This window comes from Pseudoflavitalea sp. G-6-1-2, assembly GCF_012927185.1.
Classification (GTDB): Bacteria; Bacteroidota; Bacteroidia; order Chitinophagales; family Chitinophagaceae; genus Pseudobacter.
Window position 1 is genome coordinate 788,142 of the sequence record NZ_JABBGB010000003.1, and the last position, 18,817, is coordinate 806,958.

Annotated in this window: 16 protein-coding genes; 11 read left to right on the plus strand and 5 right to left on the minus strand. The window is 47.1% G+C overall.

Going from position 1 to position 18,817, the window contains the following annotated elements:
* Window positions 1–26 precede the first annotated feature (26 nt).
* From HHL16_RS20545 to HHL16_RS20570, 6 genes are all read left to right on the plus strand, one after another.
* Window positions 27–3,734, plus strand: coding sequence for a SusC/RagA family TonB-linked outer membrane protein (locus HHL16_RS20545; RefSeq protein WP_169427211.1), 3,708 nt, complete (start codon window positions 27–29; stop codon window positions 3,732–3,734).
* Window positions 3,735–3,760: 26 nt separating this feature from the next.
* Window positions 3,761–5,206 (plus strand): RagB/SusD family nutrient uptake outer membrane protein, encoded by a 1,446-nt coding sequence (locus HHL16_RS20550; RefSeq protein WP_206022512.1) that lies wholly within the window; start codon window positions 3,761–3,763, stop codon window positions 5,204–5,206.
* Window positions 5,207–5,234: 28 nt separating this feature from the next.
* Window positions 5,235–6,182 carry a putative zinc-binding metallopeptidase gene (locus HHL16_RS20555; protein ID WP_169427213.1) on the plus strand — a complete coding sequence of 316 codons (948 nt, stop codon included), beginning with the start codon at window positions 5,235–5,237 and terminating at the stop codon, window positions 6,180–6,182.
* A 32-nt stretch (window positions 6,183–6,214) separates the two neighbouring features.
* Window positions 6,215–7,276: a hypothetical protein gene (locus HHL16_RS20560; RefSeq protein ID WP_169427214.1), complete on the plus strand. Its 1,062-nt coding sequence runs from the start codon at window positions 6,215–6,217 to the stop codon at window positions 7,274–7,276.
* A gap of 124 nt (window positions 7,277–7,400) precedes the next feature.
* Window positions 7,401–7,823 carry a type II 3-dehydroquinate dehydratase gene (gene aroQ, locus HHL16_RS20565; RefSeq protein ID WP_169427215.1) on the plus strand — a complete coding sequence of 141 codons (423 nt, stop codon included), beginning with the start codon at window positions 7,401–7,403 and terminating at the stop codon, window positions 7,821–7,823.
* Window positions 7,824–7,980: 157 nt separating this feature from the next.
* Window positions 7,981–10,389 (plus strand): ABC transporter permease, encoded by a 2,409-nt coding sequence (locus HHL16_RS20570; RefSeq protein WP_169427216.1) that lies wholly within the window; start codon window positions 7,981–7,983, stop codon window positions 10,387–10,389.
* A gap of 91 nt (window positions 10,390–10,480) precedes the next feature.
* Here the strand turns inward: HHL16_RS20570 and HHL16_RS20575 are convergent, their stop codons facing one another.
* Together HHL16_RS20575 and HHL16_RS20580 are read right to left on the minus strand one after the other, a co-directional pair.
* A complete protein-coding gene (locus tag HHL16_RS20575; protein WP_169427217.1) occupies window positions 10,481–10,723 on the minus strand; it encodes a hypothetical protein in 243 nt (80 codons plus the stop codon).
* A 16-nt stretch (window positions 10,724–10,739) separates the two neighbouring features.
* Window positions 10,740–11,477, minus strand: a complete 738-nt coding sequence (locus tag HHL16_RS20580) for a peptidylprolyl isomerase (protein WP_169427218.1) — start codon at window positions 11,475–11,477, stop codon at window positions 10,740–10,742.
* Between the two features lie 175 nt (window positions 11,478–11,652).
* Between HHL16_RS20580 and HHL16_RS20585 the strand changes: the two genes are divergently transcribed.
* Window positions 11,653–12,303 carry a hypothetical protein gene (locus HHL16_RS20585; protein ID WP_169427219.1) on the plus strand — a complete coding sequence of 217 codons (651 nt, stop codon included), beginning with the start codon at window positions 11,653–11,655 and terminating at the stop codon, window positions 12,301–12,303.
* Window positions 12,304–12,381: 78 nt separating this feature from the next.
* On the opposite strand, the gene HHL16_RS20590 is transcribed toward HHL16_RS20585, so the two are convergent.
* On the minus strand, window positions 12,382–13,209 hold the full coding sequence (locus HHL16_RS20590; RefSeq protein ID WP_169427220.1) for an alpha/beta hydrolase family protein: 828 nt from the start codon (window positions 13,207–13,209) through the stop codon (window positions 12,382–12,384).
* Window positions 13,210–13,306: 97 nt separating this feature from the next.
* Between HHL16_RS20590 and HHL16_RS20595 the strand changes: the two genes are divergently transcribed.
* From HHL16_RS20595 to HHL16_RS20605, 3 genes are read left to right on the plus strand one after another with little or no spacing between them, the layout of a single operon-like run.
* Complete coding sequence (locus HHL16_RS20595; protein ID WP_169427221.1) at window positions 13,307–14,179, plus strand: SPFH domain-containing protein; 873 nt, start codon at window positions 13,307–13,309, stop codon at window positions 14,177–14,179.
* 19 nt (window positions 14,180–14,198) lie between these two features.
* Window positions 14,199–14,708, plus strand: coding sequence for a hypothetical protein (locus HHL16_RS20600; RefSeq protein ID WP_169427222.1), 510 nt, complete (start codon window positions 14,199–14,201; stop codon window positions 14,706–14,708).
* Between the two features lie 21 nt (window positions 14,709–14,729).
* A complete protein-coding gene (locus HHL16_RS20605; protein WP_169427223.1) occupies window positions 14,730–14,915 on the plus strand; it encodes an Arc family DNA binding domain-containing protein in 186 nt (61 codons plus the stop codon).
* Window positions 14,916–15,182: 267 nt separating this feature from the next.
* Here HHL16_RS20605 and HHL16_RS20610 read toward each other — a convergent pair whose 3' ends face one another.
* Both HHL16_RS20610 and HHL16_RS20615 read right to left on the minus strand, forming a co-directional pair.
* Window positions 15,183–17,516: a M1 family metallopeptidase gene (locus HHL16_RS20610; RefSeq protein ID WP_240966282.1), complete on the minus strand. Its 2,334-nt coding sequence runs from the start codon at window positions 17,514–17,516 to the stop codon at window positions 15,183–15,185.
* A gap of 4 nt (window positions 17,517–17,520) precedes the next feature.
* Window positions 17,521–18,168, minus strand: coding sequence for a HupE/UreJ family protein (locus HHL16_RS20615; RefSeq protein ID WP_169427224.1), 648 nt, complete (start codon window positions 18,166–18,168; stop codon window positions 17,521–17,523).
* A gap of 59 nt (window positions 18,169–18,227) precedes the next feature.
* Here HHL16_RS20615 and HHL16_RS20620 point away from each other — a divergent pair, with 59 nt between their 5' ends.
* Entirely contained in the window at window positions 18,228–18,755 is a 528-nt protein-coding gene (locus HHL16_RS20620) for a DUF6702 family protein (RefSeq protein WP_169427225.1), read from the plus strand.
* Window positions 18,756–18,817 lie beyond the last annotated feature (62 nt).

The following is an 18,817-nucleotide window of genomic DNA, read 5'->3' on the forward strand; positions in this document are numbered from 1 at the left end:
AATTTTTTACTAAAACTACGTTCACCATGAGATTAGTTATGGCGCATGTACACATGCTCCTCATGAACTGCTTTGCCCGGAAGTACCCGATGCCGGTTCCCGTGAGACAGCCAGGTCTGAAATTGCCGGGAATCTTCATGCTGCTGCTCATCTGTAGCATGCAGAGCTTACGCGCAAATCAGGGAGAGCCTGTTACCCTCAACGAAAAAAATGCTTCATTAGAAACAGTCATGAAAAAGATCGAACAGCAAACGGAATATCGTTTCTGGTTCGAGAAAAAAGTTTTGGAAACTGCCAGCAAAGTAGACATCAAGGTCTCCGGCGTTTCTTTGAAAACCGCACTGGACATTTGTTTCGAGAAACAGCCGCTCACGTATCAGGTGGTGGAGAAAACAATTGTGGTGAAAAAAAAGACAGCCACACAGACCCTGGCAACAGAAGCCAATGAGCTGATTGTTACTACGGCTGCTTTTCGTGAAGAAGTGAAAGGTGTGGTTAGAAATAAAGACGGTGAACCGCTTGTTGGCGCCAGTGTTCGTGTGAGAGGTACCAGCCATGGTGCATCCACCAATGAGAAAGGTGAATTCACGCTCGCTAATGTACAACCCGGGAACGTGCTCGAAATTTCCATGACGGGCTACAAAACGTCCACCGTTAAATACACAGGGAATAACAGTAATCTCATAGTTGCTCTTGAGCAGGAAACCAGAGTAATGACGGATGTAGTGGTTACCGGCTATCAGAACAAGAACCGAAGCGAGTATGCCGGTGCCGCTACTACTGTAAAAACAAAAGACATCAAAGTGGCCAGCCTTGGCACACTCGATAAAATGCTGCAGGGCCAGGTGGCAGGTGTTGCCGTTCAGAACACTTCTTCCACATTCGGTACTGCACCCAAGATCAGAATCAGAGGAAGTGCATCGCTCAGCGGCATCAACGAACCACTCTGGGTACTCGATGGTGTTCCGCTCGAAGCGCCACTGAACATCGTTCCATCTGAACTGTATGGCGGCAATGCCAGAAACCTGCTCGCCAGCGGACTCAGCAATGTGAACCCCGACGATATCGAGGACCTTACCATTCTCAAAGACGCCACCGCTACTGCCATGTATGGGACCAGAGCGGTGAACGGCGTTATTGTGGTGAACACAAAAAGGCCCAAATTCAATACACCACTGCGCATCAGCTACGGATTAAATACCACATTAAGCATTAAACCTTCCATCAAAGATTTCGATGTACTGAATTCAAAAGACCAGATCGATCTGAATGCAGAACTGTTTGAAGTGTATCAGGCAACCATGATGAACTTCTCAGCAGCTACTTCAGGTCCATATGCCAAAGCGGTAGATCTGTACAACAGAAGAGCCATCACCGAACAACAGTTCCGCGAAATGGTGCGCGACCTCAAAACAACCAATACCGATTGGTTCGATGAGCTGTACAGGAATTCCATTCAGCAGCAGCACTCCATTGCGCTGGCCTATGGCAGCGACAAAAGCGCTACACGCATCTCATTCAGTTACCTTACCGACCCCGGTAAAACAATCGGCGAAAAAACAAACCGCTTCACTGCCAACTTCGTTAACGTAATGCAGCTGACGAATAATTTCAGTGGAGAGGTTTTGCTGAAATATGCAAAAAGAGATCAAAAGAATCCCGGTACAAGTATTAACCCCTTCTCCTATGCAAGAGACGCCAGCCGTGCAATGAAACCTTATAGTGCAGATGGCAGATATGAATTCTACAAAAGAGGTTTTGCAGATTTCAATATCATCAACGAGATCAATAACAACTACATCGATCTCAGCAATAACGATTTCACTGCGCAGCTGGGTCTCAATTTGAAGGTGAACAGAAAACTGAAACTCACCGGCTTGTTCAACGCGCGTTTCTCCAACTCTGCCATCGACGAAATTCAGACGGAGAACTCCAACTACGCCAATCAGTTCAGAGCAGACGATTTCAGAATCAGAGATGCCAATGAGCGTTTGTACAAGAGTCCGGGTGCACCTTCTTACGATCTTCCCAAAACAGTGTTGCCCGAAGGCGGCATTCTCGATCGCGAAACCAATACTGCACGTTTTTACACCATCCGTGGACAGGCAGAATGGAATGTGCTCGACAAAGGCGACCACAAACTGGAGCTGATGGGCGGTATGGAAGTAACACAAAACCGTCAGACCGGAAACTTCGGAAGAAACTACGGTTATCGCAGCGGAAGCAAAACCTTTGCTCCTGCTGATCTCGCATACGAGCGCTTAATGCTCAGCACCAATCTTCCCGAAGATGAAAGAAGAATGTACAATGGAAGAAATCTGCTTCAGGGTACTTCAACCTATGTAAGTGAATTTACCAGAAATGCTGTATCCTACTACGGTAGCGCATCTTACAGCTATCTCGGAAAATATATTCTCGATGCTTCGCTCCGCAACGATGCAACCAACGTTTCGGGAAGAGCAAGCAGAAACCGTTTCCTTCCAACATGGGCGGTTGGCTTTGCATGGAATCTCTACAAAGAGAACTTCATGGAAGGTTTCAGCAATGTGATCTCCGATGCACGTGTACGCGCATCTTACGGCCTTCGCGGCAATGCCGGCTATCGTGGAGCAGAACTGGTAGCTTATTATGAAAACATCCTTCGATTATATCCCGGCTACAACGTAACAGGAGTGAACATTGTAGAATCAGAGAACTCAGCTCTCGAATTCGAGAAAGAATACACGCTGAGCACCGGCTTCGATATCTCGTTCATCAACAAGATCGATTTCAGTGTAAACTACTATACCAGAAAGAACTTTGATCTCGTAGGATTCAAACCTGTACAATCTTCTTCAGGTTATCAGACCAAACTCTTCAACTGGGCTGATATGAAAAACGAAGGAGTGGAAGTGTCGCTGAACTTCAGGCCGATCCCTATCGCAGGAGAATTCAAATGGTCTGGGAACTTCAATCTCGGTTACAACAAGAATACTGTGGTGTCCGACTATCAGGGCAATATGCCTTCGGTATATGATGCTGCTACCGCTGATGGTTATCCACTCAGAGGAAGACCCGTTACCGGCATGTATTCCTTTCAGTTCGCTGGTCTGAACGATCGCGGTCTCGCTACATACAACTCCGGCAAAGGCAATCGGGTAATGGGTTTCAGCGAAACAGACAGAGACCTCAGCAATCTGGTATATCAGGGCAGCAGAGATCCGCTGGTATCGGGAGGATTTGCGTCCAACTTCATTTACAAGAATTTCACATTGGGTGTTTCACTCGTGTTCAATACAGGGCATGTGGTGCGTAAGGCCGACTTCTACAAAGGTGGAAGCCTCAATGCACTCTATCGCGACGATAGAAATGCGAATGCCGATTTCGCCAACAGATGGCGTGCAAAAGGCAACGAGACATTCACCAATATTCCGCGCCTCATTTTGCAGGAAGATATCAACGATTACAACCAGGCAGGTTTCTTCGACAAGTCGATTTTCAACACCTACAATATGGCTGATATCCGCACTATCAATGCATCGTTCATGCGCCTGCGCAACGTAACACTGCAATACAATTTCGAGCGTTTCGCAAAACGAATGAAAATGCAGAACCTCACAGTAGGGCTCGAAGCATCCAACCTGGCTGTGTTTGCTTCGAAGAGACTGAATGGAATGGATCCCGAAACATTGCTCACCGGACTGAACATGCCTCCGGTAAAATCATTCACATTCAATCTGGCAGCCACATTTTAATCAACGATCCACACAATTATCATATGATGAAGACGAAAATAATACTGTGTCTGCTGTTGATCTCCGGTCTGCTGGGAAGCTGTAAGAAGTTTCTCGAAGAGCAGGTAGACAACAGAACACTGATCATCACCATACCGGATATGGAGAAGAACCTGAACTTTCTGTTACCTCACTCAGATCATCATTTCACCGATCTGATGACGGACGATTACATATTCAGGGATCTGTCCGGACATATTGTGGCAACTGCTGCAGAGCAGGTACTGCCGATTTTTGAACTGGCCATTACCAGAGAATCGATGCCTGCAACGCAGTTCCTTTCTTCGGGCTTCAATCCCGTAATGGCATTCCGCCGCAACTATTACAAGATCATCAACTGCTGGATGCTCATCGAAAGAGCCAGCAAATACAAACCTGTAAACGATCAGGAAAAACGCCGGCTCGAAATAATCATTGCAAAAGCAAAGGCCACCAAAGCATACTGCAATTACATGCTTGCATCGCTTTTCGCTAAACAGTATGATCCGGCAACAGCTGCATCTGATAAGGGTATTCCGTATATCGACAAATACAATGGCGAACCTGTTGTAGGATATAAGATCGTTTCTTTGAAAGAGATCTTTGCAAGTGTGGAAGATGATCTGCTGAGCGCATTGTCTGTTGTGGATGATGTTGAACCGGAAGGCGCACCTTTCACCTTCAGCAAAGAGGCCATCCTCGGCCTGCTGAGCAGATTGTATCTCGATAAAAGAGACTGGGACAACTGCATCAAATATTCAAATGATCTGCTGAGAAGAAGAGGTACGCCACTTAATGTGAAACAGCTGAGAAGCTCTATCACAGACTATGCGATGTATTCAGATAAATACTTCGATCCCGCCAATTCATCTTACCTGCTGATGGGCGGCAACACCTATCAGCTGATCGCATACTTCTATTCGGGCATGTATCCTTATCCGGCTTTGCAGCTGATGCAGAACGCCGGTGCGGATGACGATGGAAGCTACGTGATACAAACCAGTGCATTGTTCAGAGATTTTGTGCCGCAGAAATTCGGGAAATTCTTCACCACTGCTACCCGCAATTTCAACCTTCCGCTGATAACGGTAGACGAAGTGTATTTCAATCGCGCAGAAGCAACCATCATGAAGAATGGCGGATTGACCAACGCATCGAAGGCCGATCTCGCACTCATGATCAAAAACCAAACCTTTATCGATGATGCCGCGGATTTCTATATCGCATCCATGGAAGATATGACCGGAGTGGAAGAGCCGCTGGATCTGCTGCTGATGGTAAAACGCATTCGTTTTTCCAGCGAAGGCATGCGTTGGTTCGATATGAAGCGACACAGAATTCCCGTATCGCATGTAGGCCGTTCCGGAACCTACACCATCGACGGTACAAGCGCTGATGCGTATGTGATAAAACTTCCAACAGAAGAGATCACCCGTAACCCCGATCTGGAATAAAACCAATTACCGATTAACTGAAAATATTATGAAGAAGCATATTCTCTATTTACTGGTGATCTGCAGCTCGCTTGCCACTGCAGGTTGCAGCAAAGAAGCGAAGCTTACAGCTGAAGTAGATCCTGCTCTCACATTCGATCTCAACACTCCACTGGGAAGAAAACAGAAAGAAGTGTTCGACAAATATGGAGTGATCTACGAATACGAATGGAACAGGTATGCATTTGCTCCGAACGTTATTGCCGATCCCGCAAAGCAGGCCGATGTGTTGCCTTACATAGAACTGGTGGAAGAATTGTTTTTCCGTGCCATGGATTCTGTTGGCGCTCCGGGTGTTACCAGCACCAAAGAAACACCGGTGCGCATAATGCTCATCGGAAGCGGCATCAACTATGGCGGCTCTGAAAGTTTTGGTGAAAGCACAGCAGGGCAGGCGGGCAATATTCAGCCCAATCGTCTTACGCTTGGTGGATTATCGGCCTTCGGCACTGTGCTGCGCGCAAAGGGAGCTAACGCAGATGCTAATTTTCTGCGTGCCATTTATGATGTAGCGCCCAACAGCAACCCCAGTGATGCCGGCCTTGTTGGATTTGTTTATCACGAATACACACACTACCTCGACAGTAAACACCAGATCCCCAAAGGCTTCGAAGCGCCTGCAAAAACCAACTACCTGCGCGGCAGCGATCAGTATCGCCGCAAAACCTTGCAGGAGGCCATCAACGCAGGTTTCTTCATTCCCTATGGCATGCAGAACGAACACGAAGATTTTGCCACTTACGTACAAACGATGATCTGGAAAACCGATGCTGAAATGACCAACGTGTATCTCACCAACGAAGCTACCAGAACCAAGTACAAACTGGTAACAGCATATTTTGAGAAACTGGGCATTCCCATCAAAAGCCTGAGAGATTATCTCAACAAACCATCAGTAAGAGAAAGGCTGATTCAGCTGAAGAGAAAATATGAATAGCCATCCATTTTATGACCTTAGATCATCATCATATGACGCAATCTAATCAACGCATCACCGGCGGAAAACTCACTGCACTCCTTGTTCTGGTGCTGGCGCTCACTGCCTGCGAAAAGAAAATCGAGAGCACCATACCGCCCGACGCCAACACGCTGAAAGGCGATATCGAAAAAACATTCAACGCACTGAACGATAATGTGCCGGTCTGGTACTGGGATGTACCCGTAGCACTCACTCCCGGACACCTGATGTCTTCTTTCAATAAAGACTCCACATCGGAACTGCTGATTCTGCAACGATACTCTTTGATTCAGCAGTTAAGTCAGCTTTATAGCAGGGGCGGATTATCGCCCGATGAACAAGATGATATTCTCAATATTGCCGGATACGTTAACACTTACGGCGATGCCACATTCAAAGCCATCGTAGAAGACCCTGTGAATGCGGGTTTCAAGGCATATGTGCAGTCTTATCTTCCTAACTACCTGGAGTATTATGGTTATTCGAGACTGGCATTGGCAGAACGGCCAACCTATGTAGTGAATGGCACTGTTCAGCTGAGCCTTACTTTCAACAACAGCACTTTGCTGCCGCAGTTGAAACAATCGCGACAACTCGATTACGATTTCAGGGTATTCGGATATTCAAAAGACAGTATCAGCCTCAACGGATATTACAACACCAGCAGCAACAAAGTATGCAGACTGCTGGCCATTAGAAATGAGCAGGGGATTGTCGATTACAACAACGGTGCGACCATGATGGCGAATTGCTTCTTCACCAGAGTGCCGGTTTCTTTGAAGATGGATGGCGCAAAACTGACTGTTCCTGCCAACTTCCGCAATGGCCTCAGTTATTTTATTTCCAAATTCAGAGATGGCATAATGAACAAGCAGCTGCTGGAATTCAGTTACGAACTGATGAATCCCAAAGCTCCTGATCTGATCGAAGCGTTCAAAGATCTTCGTTTCTGCACAGTTAAAAGCAGCTTCGAAGGCTCTTATGCCAGCGCACCCGCGGGCGCAACATTGATAACCATGAACGCCTACACAGCAGGCGGTACCAAAAAAGTATTGGAGTTCATCAAAGAATAAAGGCAGTTTTTAATAGTAGGATCCTCCCAAACAGCCGGCCTTATGGTCGGCTGTTACAGCTTTAAGGAGAGGGTGGATTAATTGCCCCAAACGCCGTATTTTAGCGGAGCTTAAAACTACCGATATGAAGATCGCCATCATAAACGGACCCAATCTCAACCTGCTTGGACAACGTGAGAAAGGGATCTACGGAAATATGTCATTCGAAGATTATTTCGCCTACCTGAAAGAGAAATACAAGCATGTGCAATTCCACTACTACCAGAGCAATGTGGAAGGTGAACTGATCAATGAAATACAGCGGGTAGGGTACGAGTACACCGGTATTGTACTCAACCCCGGCGGCTATACACATACATCCGTAGCAATTGGTGATGCGATCGCTGCCATCACTACACCAGTAGTGGAAGTGCATATATCGAATGTGCATGCACGTGAGGAATTCAGAAAGATCTCCCATGTATCGGCAAAAGCAGCAGGCAGCATTATCGGATTGGGATTGAAAGGTTATGATCTGGCTGTAGAATACCTCACAGACAACAAATAACAGAGCATACCCTTGTGCGGATTGTTCGCTCAAACCGCACAAGGGTGTATCGAAAATGAACAACTGAACAGGAAAAGTTTTCGTCTATTGTGCTCATAACCAGCCTGTTTCAACTCTGGCATTTTTTCTGGAACTGATTTCCCAATCAATTGACAATATGTTCCGGAACTTCTTCAACACCACTTTCAGGTTCCTGCTGAGGAACAAAACTTTCAGCATCATCAATCTTGCAGGCCTTGCTGCGGGCACTATCTGCTGCCTGTACATGGTACTGTATGTGATGGATCATTACAGTTACGACAAACACCATCGCCACGCTGAAAATATTTACCGCCTTACCACGCAGCTGCAACTGACCGGCGATAAGCACAATATGGCAACGGCATCGCCGCCCATTGCGCCGGCCATGCGCGAAGAGTTTCCTGAAGTGGAGCAGTTCACCCGCGTAATTCCGGTGATGAGCGGCGGCCACCAACTGCTGCATTACAATGGCAAATCCATTTATGAGCAAGGGCCGTTTCTGGTGGACTCTACTTTCTTCGAAATGTTCAGTTACCACTTTGTGAGTGGCACTGCAACCGCTGCGATGGCCAATCCGAGTTCCATTGTGCTAAGCAGTGAAGTTGCGCAGAAATTGTTCGGCAAAGAAGACCCGGTAGGCAAACTGGTAGAGCTCGAAAACGGATGGGGCAGAGACCCGCTCACCGTTACAGGCGTTATCGACGAAAGCCTTGGTAAATCGCATATTCAGGCGCCGTTTTTTATTTCGCTCAGCGGATACGGAAATGAGATCAGAGACAACAGCGTATGGACGGGCAATAACTTCACCTATTCGTATATCCGCCTGAAACCCGGTTCCAGCGCGCTTTTGCTGGAGTCGAAGTTTCCGGCTTTTCTGCAAAAACATGCCGCAGAGGAACTGAAGAACAGGGGAATGGCTAAGATGCAGCATCTGCAACCGGTTACGGAAGTGCATACTACCGGAGGGTATGAAGTGGAAGCAGGAAAAGTTGTAAGCGCTTCGTTCCTCAAATTGTTGTTGCTGGTGGCTATTCTCATTCAGGTGATTGCCTGCATCAACTTCATGAACCTGTCTACTGCCAGAGCATCCAAAAGAGCCAAGGAAGTAGGCGTGAGAAAAGTGGCAGGAGCGGGAAGAGGCAATCTCGTGCTGCAATTTTTGCTGGAGTCTTTTTCACTGGCATTGATCGGTGTGCTCATTGCAGTTCCATTGCTGATAATGGCACTCCCCTGGCTGAATCAGATCACCGAAGCGAATATCACTGCATCTTCGCTGTTGCAGCCCGGCGTATGGCTGGCACTTGTTGGATTGGTGTTTTTCACTGGTCTGCTTGCAGGAAGTTATCCGGCTTTCTATCTGCCTGCATTTGATGTGATACGTGTTATCAAAGGAAATTTCAAAAATCAGATATCGGCTGGCGGCATCAGAAAATTTCTGGTAGTGTTTCAGTTTACGTTGTCGCTTATTCTCATTATCAGTATCATAGTTATTTACAATCAGCTTCACTATATCCGCAATCGAGATCTGGGCTTCGATTCAGGGCAGAAACTGGTGTTCAGTTTCCATACACCCGAAATGAAAAAGCAGATCCCTGCATTCATGAACGAACTGAATCAGCTGACTGAAGTAAAGTCTTCTGCGCTTTCCACCGGCATACCCGGGCAACCCACTTATTACAACTGGGGAGTGTTTCTGGCAGGTGGTGATCTCAGCACTTCGGTGAATCAGGAGAACATCAGTACGGATATCAATTTCATCAAAACCATGGGCATTCATATGCTCAGCGGAAGAGATTTCTCCACGCAGGATTCCGGCCGTGTGATCATCAATGAAACACTCGCAAAAAGACTGGGACTAACTGCTGAATCTGCCATCGGCAAAAAATTGTTCACGGAAGATGCCAACAGAAATTATGAGATCACGGGTGTGATGAAAGATTTCAATTATCAATCGCTGCACGAAGCGATCAGTCCGTTTATGCTCATCTACAATCCGAAATCACCATCGGCAGGAAGCGTAGTGGCGAGCGTGAACACCAGCGATTATGCATCATTCCTCGATAAAATAAAAACCATCTGGAAAAAGCATATACCTGCACTGCCATTCGATTACCGTTTCATGGATGCACAGGTAGAACAGCAATACAAATCAGAGGCAACACTTGCACGCATCATCAATGCGTTTACCGGAATGGCCATATTGATTTCCTGCCTGGGATTATTCGGACTGGCAGCTTTCAGTGCAGAGCAACGTACACGTGAAATTGCGGTGCGTAAAGTATTGGGAGCAGGCCTGCCATCGTTGGTGAAGTTACTTTCCGCGCATTTCATCAAACTGGTAGCGATTGCATTTGTAGTGGCAGTGCCCATCGGCTGGTATGTGATGGATCAGTGGCTGCAATCTTTTGTGTACCGTGCAGAGCTGAGCTGGTGGGTGTTTGCGCTGGCGGGAGCCATTGCTTTGCTGATTGCGTTGTTCACGGTGAGCTCGCAGGCTATTCGTGTTGCGATGGGAAATCCTGTGAAGAGTCTTCGTTCAGAATAAATGATTTCACCGCGCGGTGAATTCTGCTAACATGCAAAAAAGGGTGTACCTGAAAAGATACACCCTTTGTGTTACATTCAAATTTACGTTATTATTTTTCTGCTTTTTCGAGTGCTTTGGAGGCGCTGTCGAGGGCTTGCAATGCAGAGTCGCTGGTGGCCTGCATGGCTTTGCTCATACTGTCGAGTCCTTTGTTCATTTCTTCCAGCGCTTTGGTAAGGCTGTCTGCTGCTTTTTTCATTTCATCTGCCTGTCTGGACGCACCCATTCCGCAAGAGAACAGTGTGAGTGAACAGATAGCGAGGGCAAGCAGCATCATTGAACGTCTTTTCATGTTGGATAATTATTAGTTAAAGAAAAATACGCATCATAAGAGCATATCCGTCTTTCTCCTCAGGGTCGTCTGTTTTGCGGATGATATGCAATCCGGCTGCGGTCCACACTTTGAAGATCTCACCCTTCTTTCTTTTTTTCAGTTCTTTTTCTATTTCGGGTATCATAGCGCCGACAGCAATCCAACCGAGATCTCCCTGGGTGGCCGATTCTCCGCCCATCGAATAGGTTACTGCCAGATCTTCAAAACTCGCACTGCCTTCTTTTACGCGGTTAATGATACTCGTTGCTACTGAATCTGCCACTTTTGGTGCAAATACGCTTGTGTCGAGATAGATCTGTCCGATATGATTGAACATATTCGGGTTTTTCGCGAGTATCTGAACGAGGAATTTCCCTTTATCGTATGGCCCGTAAACTTTATTGATTTTTCCATGGTATGCGAGGCTGTCTGCCAGTCCGAGAAAGCCCCAGGTTCTGCGAACGATAATGGTATCGAGCTTGAATTTTTTCTTCAGCACATCCTTTACATACAGAGGACTGTTTCCTGATTGCTCGATGGCAGTTTTCATCTGCCCGATGGTCATTTTCGGAGAAACTGTTTTTGCGGGAGCCGGCTGGCTGCCCGGTTGCAGGGGCGTCCACTGGCCACCTGTGGAAGCTGGTTTGGGTAATGTTTTGCCGCCCTTCTGTTGCGCTGAAGCTGTTGCAGAAATGGCGGTGAATAAAATGAAAATGATCACTGCTGCTCTCAAACTGAATCGATTAAGACGTACAAGGTAATAAGCTCCGGCCAGATTTTTGGAACTGTAGCCCCGATTCATCCATATTTTTCAGAATTTGACCGGCTAAGGGTGGAGCAGCTCCCTGTGCAATGAACCGGCAGGTCTGGCGTTATTATTGTAATTTGCTATCATAAAACCGCTTATCATGCGCTGGTTAGTTTTTATCTGCCTGTTCTTCGCTGCCAATGCAGAAGCACAGCTCTGGAAAGATTACAAACTCAATGCGAACAACGACACGTTGAATCGCATCGATATGAAGGGCCGCAAACAGGGCCCCTGGATCAACCGCTACGAAACTATGCGCGGCGAACCCGGCTATGAAGAAGAAGGCTGGTACAAACACAACCGAAAAGAAGGGGAGTGGAGACTCTACAGCCTCATGGGCGATCTCGTAGGAACCGAAAATTACAAATGGGGATTGAAAGATGGTATCTGCCGCTATTACAACAATCTCGGACAACTCAGACTCGAACAGAGCTGGCTGGCCATGAACCCCGACAAAGAATTCGATACACTCGAAATCGAAGACCTCGATAAACTCGATACCTACCGCACCGTGATCGTAAAAAACGAAGGAGCTGCCATCAAGAACGGTTTCTGGAAATACTACGATGCAGAAACAGGCACTTTGCTGAGAACAGAGAACTATGTAGTAGGCAAGCTCGAAGGAGAAAAAAATGAGTCGGTAAAAGTGCTCGAAAAGAAAGCCGGAGCCAAACCAAAAGAAGTGATGGATTTTGAGAAGAAGTATTCAGGGAAGAAGAAAGTGAAGGTTAAGGATGGCAGTACCAATTGATACAAATACATCTTTATAAAAAATAACCCGGATGATGAATCCGGGTTATTTTTTTATCAGTTATTTGCTTCGGCGCCGTCAGGGCTTCGCTGCAGCTGCCTTATCGAACAGTTTCCTGAAGAAAAGCAATTCGTAGTCCACGGTGTTGCCCCAGTATTCTTTGTTATGTCCACCCGGACGTTCGGTATACACGTGATCGATCTTCTTCTCCAGCAACTTCTCGTGTATCAGCCTGTTCACTTTGATGAAGAAATCACTTACACCACAATCGATCATCAGGTTCATTTCTCCGTTCTTCAATTGATCCACCACATTGATCACGGTATGTTTTTCCCAGTTCTCTTTGCAGCAGGTTGTATCGCCGAGTCTTTTTTTCAGGTCCCAGCCGTTGGGGAATTGTCTGATGTCCATGGCACCGGCCATGCTGCCTGCGCTTCCGAAAAGTTCTTTATTGCGAATGCCAATGTACATAGCGCCATGGCCTCCCATGCTTAAACCTGCAATGGCCCGGAATGTACGGCTGTTGCGGGTCTTATAGTTTTTGTCGATATACGGAACCAGCTCTCTGGCGATGAAAGTCTCGTAACGAACGGCGGAATCGAGCGGAGCATCGAAGTACCAGCTGTCGTAGCCGCCATCCGGACAAACGAACATCATCTGCATTTCATCTGCCAGGCGCGGCAGTTGAGGAGATGCCTGTATCCATTGTGCATAGTTTCCACTCCATCCATGCAGCAGGTACACTACCGGCATGGCAGTCATCTTTTTATAGTTCGATGGCCTGATAACCACGGCCTTCACCTGTTTTTGCATGGAATTGCTGAATACAGAAATTGTGTCTACCGTGCCTGCAAAAGAACATAGGGTAAGCAGCAGGCATGCTGTGAGGGTAAGAGAGCCTTTCATAATAATAAGTTTTCCGTTCGTAAAGATAGGGCTTTGAATAATTCGGAACTTGATGTAGATTTGATATTGAAATGATATCAAAATAAAACACCTTCATATGGAAAAGATCTTTAAGCCCGTGAGCGGTTATCTCGCCCTGATCATTGCCCTGGCAGCGTTGATTTTCGGAATCGTATTGTTTGTGAATGCCGGCAATTATGAGAACTCCGGTGCGATGGTAGTGAGCGGCATCATTGTGTTGCTCATCAGTATTTTTGCCTTCAAAGGCGTAATGGTGGTGAATCCCAACCACTCGCGGGTATGTGTTTTCTTCGGAAAATATATCGGTACGGTAAAGGAGAACGGATTGCTTTGGGTGAATCCGCTTTATTCCACCATGAGAATATCCCTTCGTGCGCAGAATCTCGAAAGCGCCAAACTGAAGGTGAACGATAAACTGGGCAACCCCATCGAAATTGCAGCTGTAATTGTTTGGCAGGTGCACGATACTTACAAAGCAGCATTTGAAGTAGCCGATTACGATCACTATGTGAAAGTGCAGAGTGAGGCTGCCATCAGGCACCTGGCGTCTACCTGTCCGTACGATCAGTTTGAAGATGAGAATGCTTCGCTTACGCTCCGCGATGGGGGTGAAAAAGTGAATGAGATGCTCGAAAAAGAATTGAATGAAAGACTGTTTGCTGCCGGCATTCTGATCCGCGAAGCGCGCATCAGCCACCTCGCTTATGCAGCAGAGATTGCGGGCGCCATGCTGCAACGTCAGCAGGCAACGGCCATCGTAGCGGCACGATACAAAATTGTGGAAGGTGCAGTAGGCATGGTGGAACTGGCGCTGGAGCAGCTTTCCAAAAAAGCCATCGTTCAGCTCGATGAAGAAAGGAAAGCCGCCATGGTAAGCAATCTCATGGTTGTGCTTTGCGGCGAAAAAGGTGCGCAGCCTATTCTGAATACCGGCACATTGTATCAATAAACCAATTCAACTCTTTACCATGAGAGTAGACAAACCCCGCGGAAAAAAACTCTTCTCCGAAGAGCAGCAATTCAGGCAATGGTGGCTATGGCTATTGTTTGGCGGAACACTTTTGTCAGTGATCATTGGTAACATTATTTCACCTCCTTCGCCGCACATGATGAAAACAGGGGAGGGAATTGCTGCCATTCTGGTTGGTACAGGCATTCCGATGTTATTGATGCTTTTCTTATACATCACCCGTTTTGAAACAACGGTTACTGATGAAGGCGTGTATTTTCGCTGGTGGCCTTTTCAAAAGAAATTCACGGAAATAAAGTGGGACGAAGTGATAGAAGCTTCCGCCCGCGAAAAATTAATTACAGGCCTGGGAGTTAAATACCAGATCGGATTTGGATGGAATCATCAGGTATCGGGACAGAAAGGAGTTGAACTGACATTGCGTAACAGAAAACTTTGGATCGGAACCTGTAAACCCGAACGTTTTGTAGAGGCTATCAGAGAAGCAAGGCCTGAAGTGCTTCGATAGAAAAATGTAAAATCCAAGCTCGTGAGCAACAAAAAAAGTTTTGTATTGCGGATAGACGAAGATGTGTACAAAGCCCTTGAGAAGTGGGCTTCGGACGAATTCCGCAGTGTCAATGGCCAGATAGAGTGGCTGATAGATAAGGCGCTGAAAGATGCCGGGCGACGAAAAAAAGCTGAAAAAAGCGATCGGGCAAATGATAAAAAATAATTAAATACCGTTTAAGGGTATATCAACTGAGAAACTGCGGTATTACCTTTGGTTTCTCAAACTTAACCGCAAAACCTGGTCTTTATGAACAATCAAACCACCCTCTTTTTACTTCCGCTCATTATCGGGCTGCTCACCATGTGCCTTAAAGCATGTGCCTAAGCCAGCTACTTTCCCATTAACTGATTCAAAAAAAGAAACCTGTCAGTATTGCCCGGAATATCCGGATGCACCACTGACAGGTTTTTTATTTCGAAGCGAAATTGCTTAGAATCCTTTCTTCTTTTCTTCTGCTTTCTGCATTGGGTTGATGCCTGGAGCAGCAGCTCTTGGCACATTTGCATTCTTCGCTTTGTAGAGCGCGAATCTTGATGGTGCAGCGATCTTGCCCCAGTTGTTGTTGCTTTCGTCGATATCAGCGGTTTCGCGATATGGATCGAGTTGAACACTGGCCACTTCCTTGTCTTTCATGAAAGCTTTCACGATGTTCTTTTCGTTCATTCTCCATACCTGAGCAGGAATGCGGTCGATCTCTTTAGTACCGTCTTTGTACGTCCACTCGATAATCACCGGCATTACCAGCCCGCCTTTGTTGCTGATGGCTACTTCGTAGAAATGCTTGCCGGCAGCGCGTTCCAGGCTCGCAGCATCTGCTGCGGTGATCTGAGAAGGCACCTGCACTTTGTAAGTGGTAGTGTCGTACGCTTCTTTGCCGCGTGCATAACGATAGTAGAAATCCTGCAGCTCAGGATCTTTGTCTACCGGGTAGGTGATCGATTTATCGGCGAGGTTGCGCTCTTTGGAAATATCAGGGTTGGTAGATCCCATCGGAGGATCGAGCTTTCTGCTTTCTGTGCGGTCTTCTGTTCCGCGAACGGCGAGGCTGCCATCAGCTTTGAAATATTTCACACTGTCGAGGCTCATGTCGCAGGGCTCGGTGCCGTAGAACCATCCTCTCCAGAACCAGTCGAGATCTTCTCCAGATGCATCTTCGAGTGTGCGGAAGAGATCAGCAGGCTCGGGATGTTTGAATGCCCAGCGGCGTGCATATTCTTTGAATGAGTAATCGAACAGATCGCGGCCCATGATGGTTTCGCGGAGAATGTTCAATCCGGTTGCAGGTTTGGTGTATGCATTCGGACCGAAACGCGCGATGTTCTCGGAGTTGCTCATGATGGGCTCCAGCTGATCTTTCGGAAGTTTCATGTAGTCTACGATTGCCCATGCTGGTCCTTTTCCGCGAACAGGGAATTTGCTGTCCCACATTTCTTCGGTGAGGTATTCAACAAATGAGTTGAGGCCTTCGTCCATCCAGCTCCATTGGCGTTCGTCGCTGTTGATGATCATGGGGAAGAAGTTATGGCCTACTTCGTGAATGATCACACCGAGCATTCCGTATTTGGTAGCTTCTGAATAGCTGCCATCTTTTTCGGTACGGCCGTAGTTGAAGCAGATCATCGGATATTCCATGCCGTTACTGGCTTCTACACTCTGTGCAACAGGGTAGGGGTAAGGAATGGTGAAATGAGAATATGTTTTGATGGTATGTGCTACTGCCTTGGTAGAGAACTTGCGGTAGAGGCCGTAAGATTCTTTGGGGTAGAAGCTCATGCACATCACTTTGCGGCCTTCAACGAAAGCGGGCATGGCGTCCCAAACGAATTTGCGGGATGATGTCCATGCGAAGTCGCGAACATTATCTGCTTTATAGATCCATGTTTTCTTTGCTTTGCTTTTGTTGCCTTCGGCAGCTTTTGCTTCGGCCAGCGTTACGATCTCAACGGGCTCTTTGGAGGTCTGAGCCTGCGCCCAGCGTGCTTTCTGAGCTGCGCTGAGATTCTGCGTGTAGTTGAGGCATTCGCCGGTAGAGCCGATCACGTGATCGGCAGGCACCGTCATCTGCACTTTGAAATTGCCGAAGGTGAGGGCAAATTCTCCGCGGCCTGTGAACTGGTGGTTCTGCCATCCCTGAAAATCGCTGTACACGCAGAGGCGCGGATACCATTGTGCCATGGTGTAGAGCGTATTGCCGTCGCCAGGGAAGAACTCGAATCCGCCACGACCGCCGTAAGTGCTGCGGTCTGCGATCTTGTAATCCCAGTTGAGCTTGAATACGAACTGCTGTCCGGCTTTCAGCGGAGCGGGCAGTTCTACGCGCATCATGGTTTTGTTGATGGTGTATTTGAGCGATTTGCCGGTGATATCGCTGAGGCTGCGGATATTGAAACCGTAGCCATTGTCTTTTCGTGCTGCTTCCAGCCGGTCGATCAGCGCCTCGTTCAGTTGAGAAGGCATGTTGTCGCTGTTCTGGTAGTTGGCGTTGTTAACGGTGCTGTGCTGATTCTCATCCAGCTGCAACCACAGATAAGTGAGTGTGTTGGGCGAGTTGTTGAAGTAGGTAACCGTTTCGCTGCCGGTGAGTGTATTCTTCTCTTCGTCGAGCTCACATTTAATGTCGTAATCTGCGCGCTGCTGCCAGTATTTGGGACCGGGAGCGCCGCTTGCAGTACGGTATTCGTTGGGAGTAGGCAGTATGGTGCCCAATTGCTCGAACCTGTTGCCATGGTTGGAGCCTGGGTTGTTTTGGATATTCTGCGACATCGCACTACTGCTGCATAGCAATAGCAGAACGGCCGCCGGAAATGACAACTGTTTCATCATTTGTTTTTTGATTATGTGGAAAGCGCTGATACGCCCATTCGAGTGAAAAAAGTAATATGATAATAGATGCCGCTCTCAGCCACCAGATCCTCGGCACTTTTACAATCTGCACCAGCAGGTAAGAAACCAGCAATACTGCTATCACTACCACCAGTTGTGCAACTTCGATACCGACATTGAATGCCAGCAAATGCCCTACCAGGCCTTCTTTTCCTTCGAGCGACATAAACTCTCCTGCGAATGCCAGCCCATGGATCAATCCAAAGAACAGCGCAAAAAAGTAGATGATTGGAAGCTGCCTGGCAGTGGTTTCCTTCGGTTTCTGGAAAATATTGTTCACGCAGGTGGCTGCAATGGTGAGAGGGATGAGAAATTCAATCCAGCTTCTGTCGAAATTTACATAACCCAGTGCGCTGAGTGCGAGTGTGATGGAGTGACCAATAGTGAAGGCCGTAACCAGTATCACCACTTTTTTCCAGTCGGCCCACAGATAACGGAGGCAGAGGGCGGTTACAAAAAGAATATGGTCCATAGCATCCAGTGAAAGGATATGGCCTATTCCCAATTGAAAATATAAATTAAAATCCTGCATACAAATCGGAGTGCTACAAAATAATTAAGAGATTTGTAATATAAAAATCAGAAGGTTTAATGGCGATACTACTGTATAAATGGCTCTGGGCCGCTTCCTGCATCTTGTTTGCGCCTGCCGGCAAGTCCGTTGCACCTGCTGAGGTGCATCCTTTGTATATCAGCGTAACCGAGATCAATCACAATAATACGGATAAAACTATCGAGATCAGCTGCAAAATTTTCACGGACGACTTCGAGAAAGGCATCTCCGAAGTACTCAAAAAGCATGTAGATCTCAGCAAACCTGCCAATCAGGAAGAAGCCAATAAACTGGTGGCTGAATACATCACGCGGCATCTGCAGCTCAGGGCCGATAACCGCGATCTGAAATATGAATTTGTAGGGTTTGAAAGGGAGCGGGATGTGATCTGGAGCTACTTTCAGGTGAGTGGCGTTCCCAATCCTCCCAAAACCATAACAGTAAAGAATTCCATACTGTACGAGACTTACGATTCACAGATAAATATGATGCATGTAACGGTGTCGGGTAAGCGGAAAAGCTACAAGGTGAGCAATCCGAAACCCGATGCAAGTTTCGAGTTCTGATATCTCACAAATCATAATGCGATACTGAGTTTTACTGAACCGGCTGCATTCCGCGCGAATGT

Excerpts from the sequence above, each read along its gene's own strand:
- HHL16_RS20545 (WP_169427211.1), top strand. The coding sequence starts at position 27 with ATGAGATTAGTTATGGCGCATGTACACATGCTCCTCATGAACTGCTTT.
- HHL16_RS20550 (WP_206022512.1), top strand. The coding sequence starts at position 3,761 with ATGAAGACGAAAATAATACTGTGTCTGCTGTTGATCTCCGGTCTGCTG.
- HHL16_RS20555 (WP_169427213.1), top strand. The coding sequence starts at position 5,235 with ATGAAGAAGCATATTCTCTATTTACTGGTGATCTGCAGCTCGCTTGCC.
- HHL16_RS20560 (WP_169427214.1), top strand. The coding sequence starts at position 6,215 with ATGACGCAATCTAATCAACGCATCACCGGCGGAAAACTCACTGCACTC.
- aroQ (WP_169427215.1), top strand. The coding sequence starts at position 7,401 with ATGAAGATCGCCATCATAAACGGACCCAATCTCAACCTGCTTGGACAA.
- HHL16_RS20570 (WP_169427216.1), top strand. The coding sequence starts at position 7,981 with ATGTTCCGGAACTTCTTCAACACCACTTTCAGGTTCCTGCTGAGGAAC.
- HHL16_RS20575 (WP_169427217.1), bottom strand. The coding sequence starts at position 10,723 with ATGAAAAGACGTTCAATGATGCTGCTTGCCCTCGCTATCTGTTCACTC.
- HHL16_RS20585 (WP_169427219.1), top strand. The coding sequence starts at position 11,653 with ATGCGCTGGTTAGTTTTTATCTGCCTGTTCTTCGCTGCCAATGCAGAA.
- HHL16_RS20590 (WP_169427220.1), bottom strand. The coding sequence starts at position 13,209 with ATGAAAGGCTCTCTTACCCTCACAGCATGCCTGCTGCTTACCCTATGT.
- HHL16_RS20595 (WP_169427221.1), top strand. The coding sequence starts at position 13,307 with ATGGAAAAGATCTTTAAGCCCGTGAGCGGTTATCTCGCCCTGATCATT.
- HHL16_RS20600 (WP_169427222.1), top strand. The coding sequence starts at position 14,199 with ATGAGAGTAGACAAACCCCGCGGAAAAAAACTCTTCTCCGAAGAGCAG.
- HHL16_RS20610 (WP_240966282.1), bottom strand. The coding sequence starts at position 17,516 with ATGTCGCAGAATATCCAAAACAACCCAGGCTCCAACCATGGCAACAGG.
- HHL16_RS20615 (WP_169427224.1), bottom strand. The coding sequence starts at position 18,168 with ATGCAGGATTTTAATTTATATTTTCAATTGGGAATAGGCCATATCCTT.
- HHL16_RS20620 (WP_169427225.1), top strand. The coding sequence starts at position 18,228 with ATGGCGATACTACTGTATAAATGGCTCTGGGCCGCTTCCTGCATCTTG.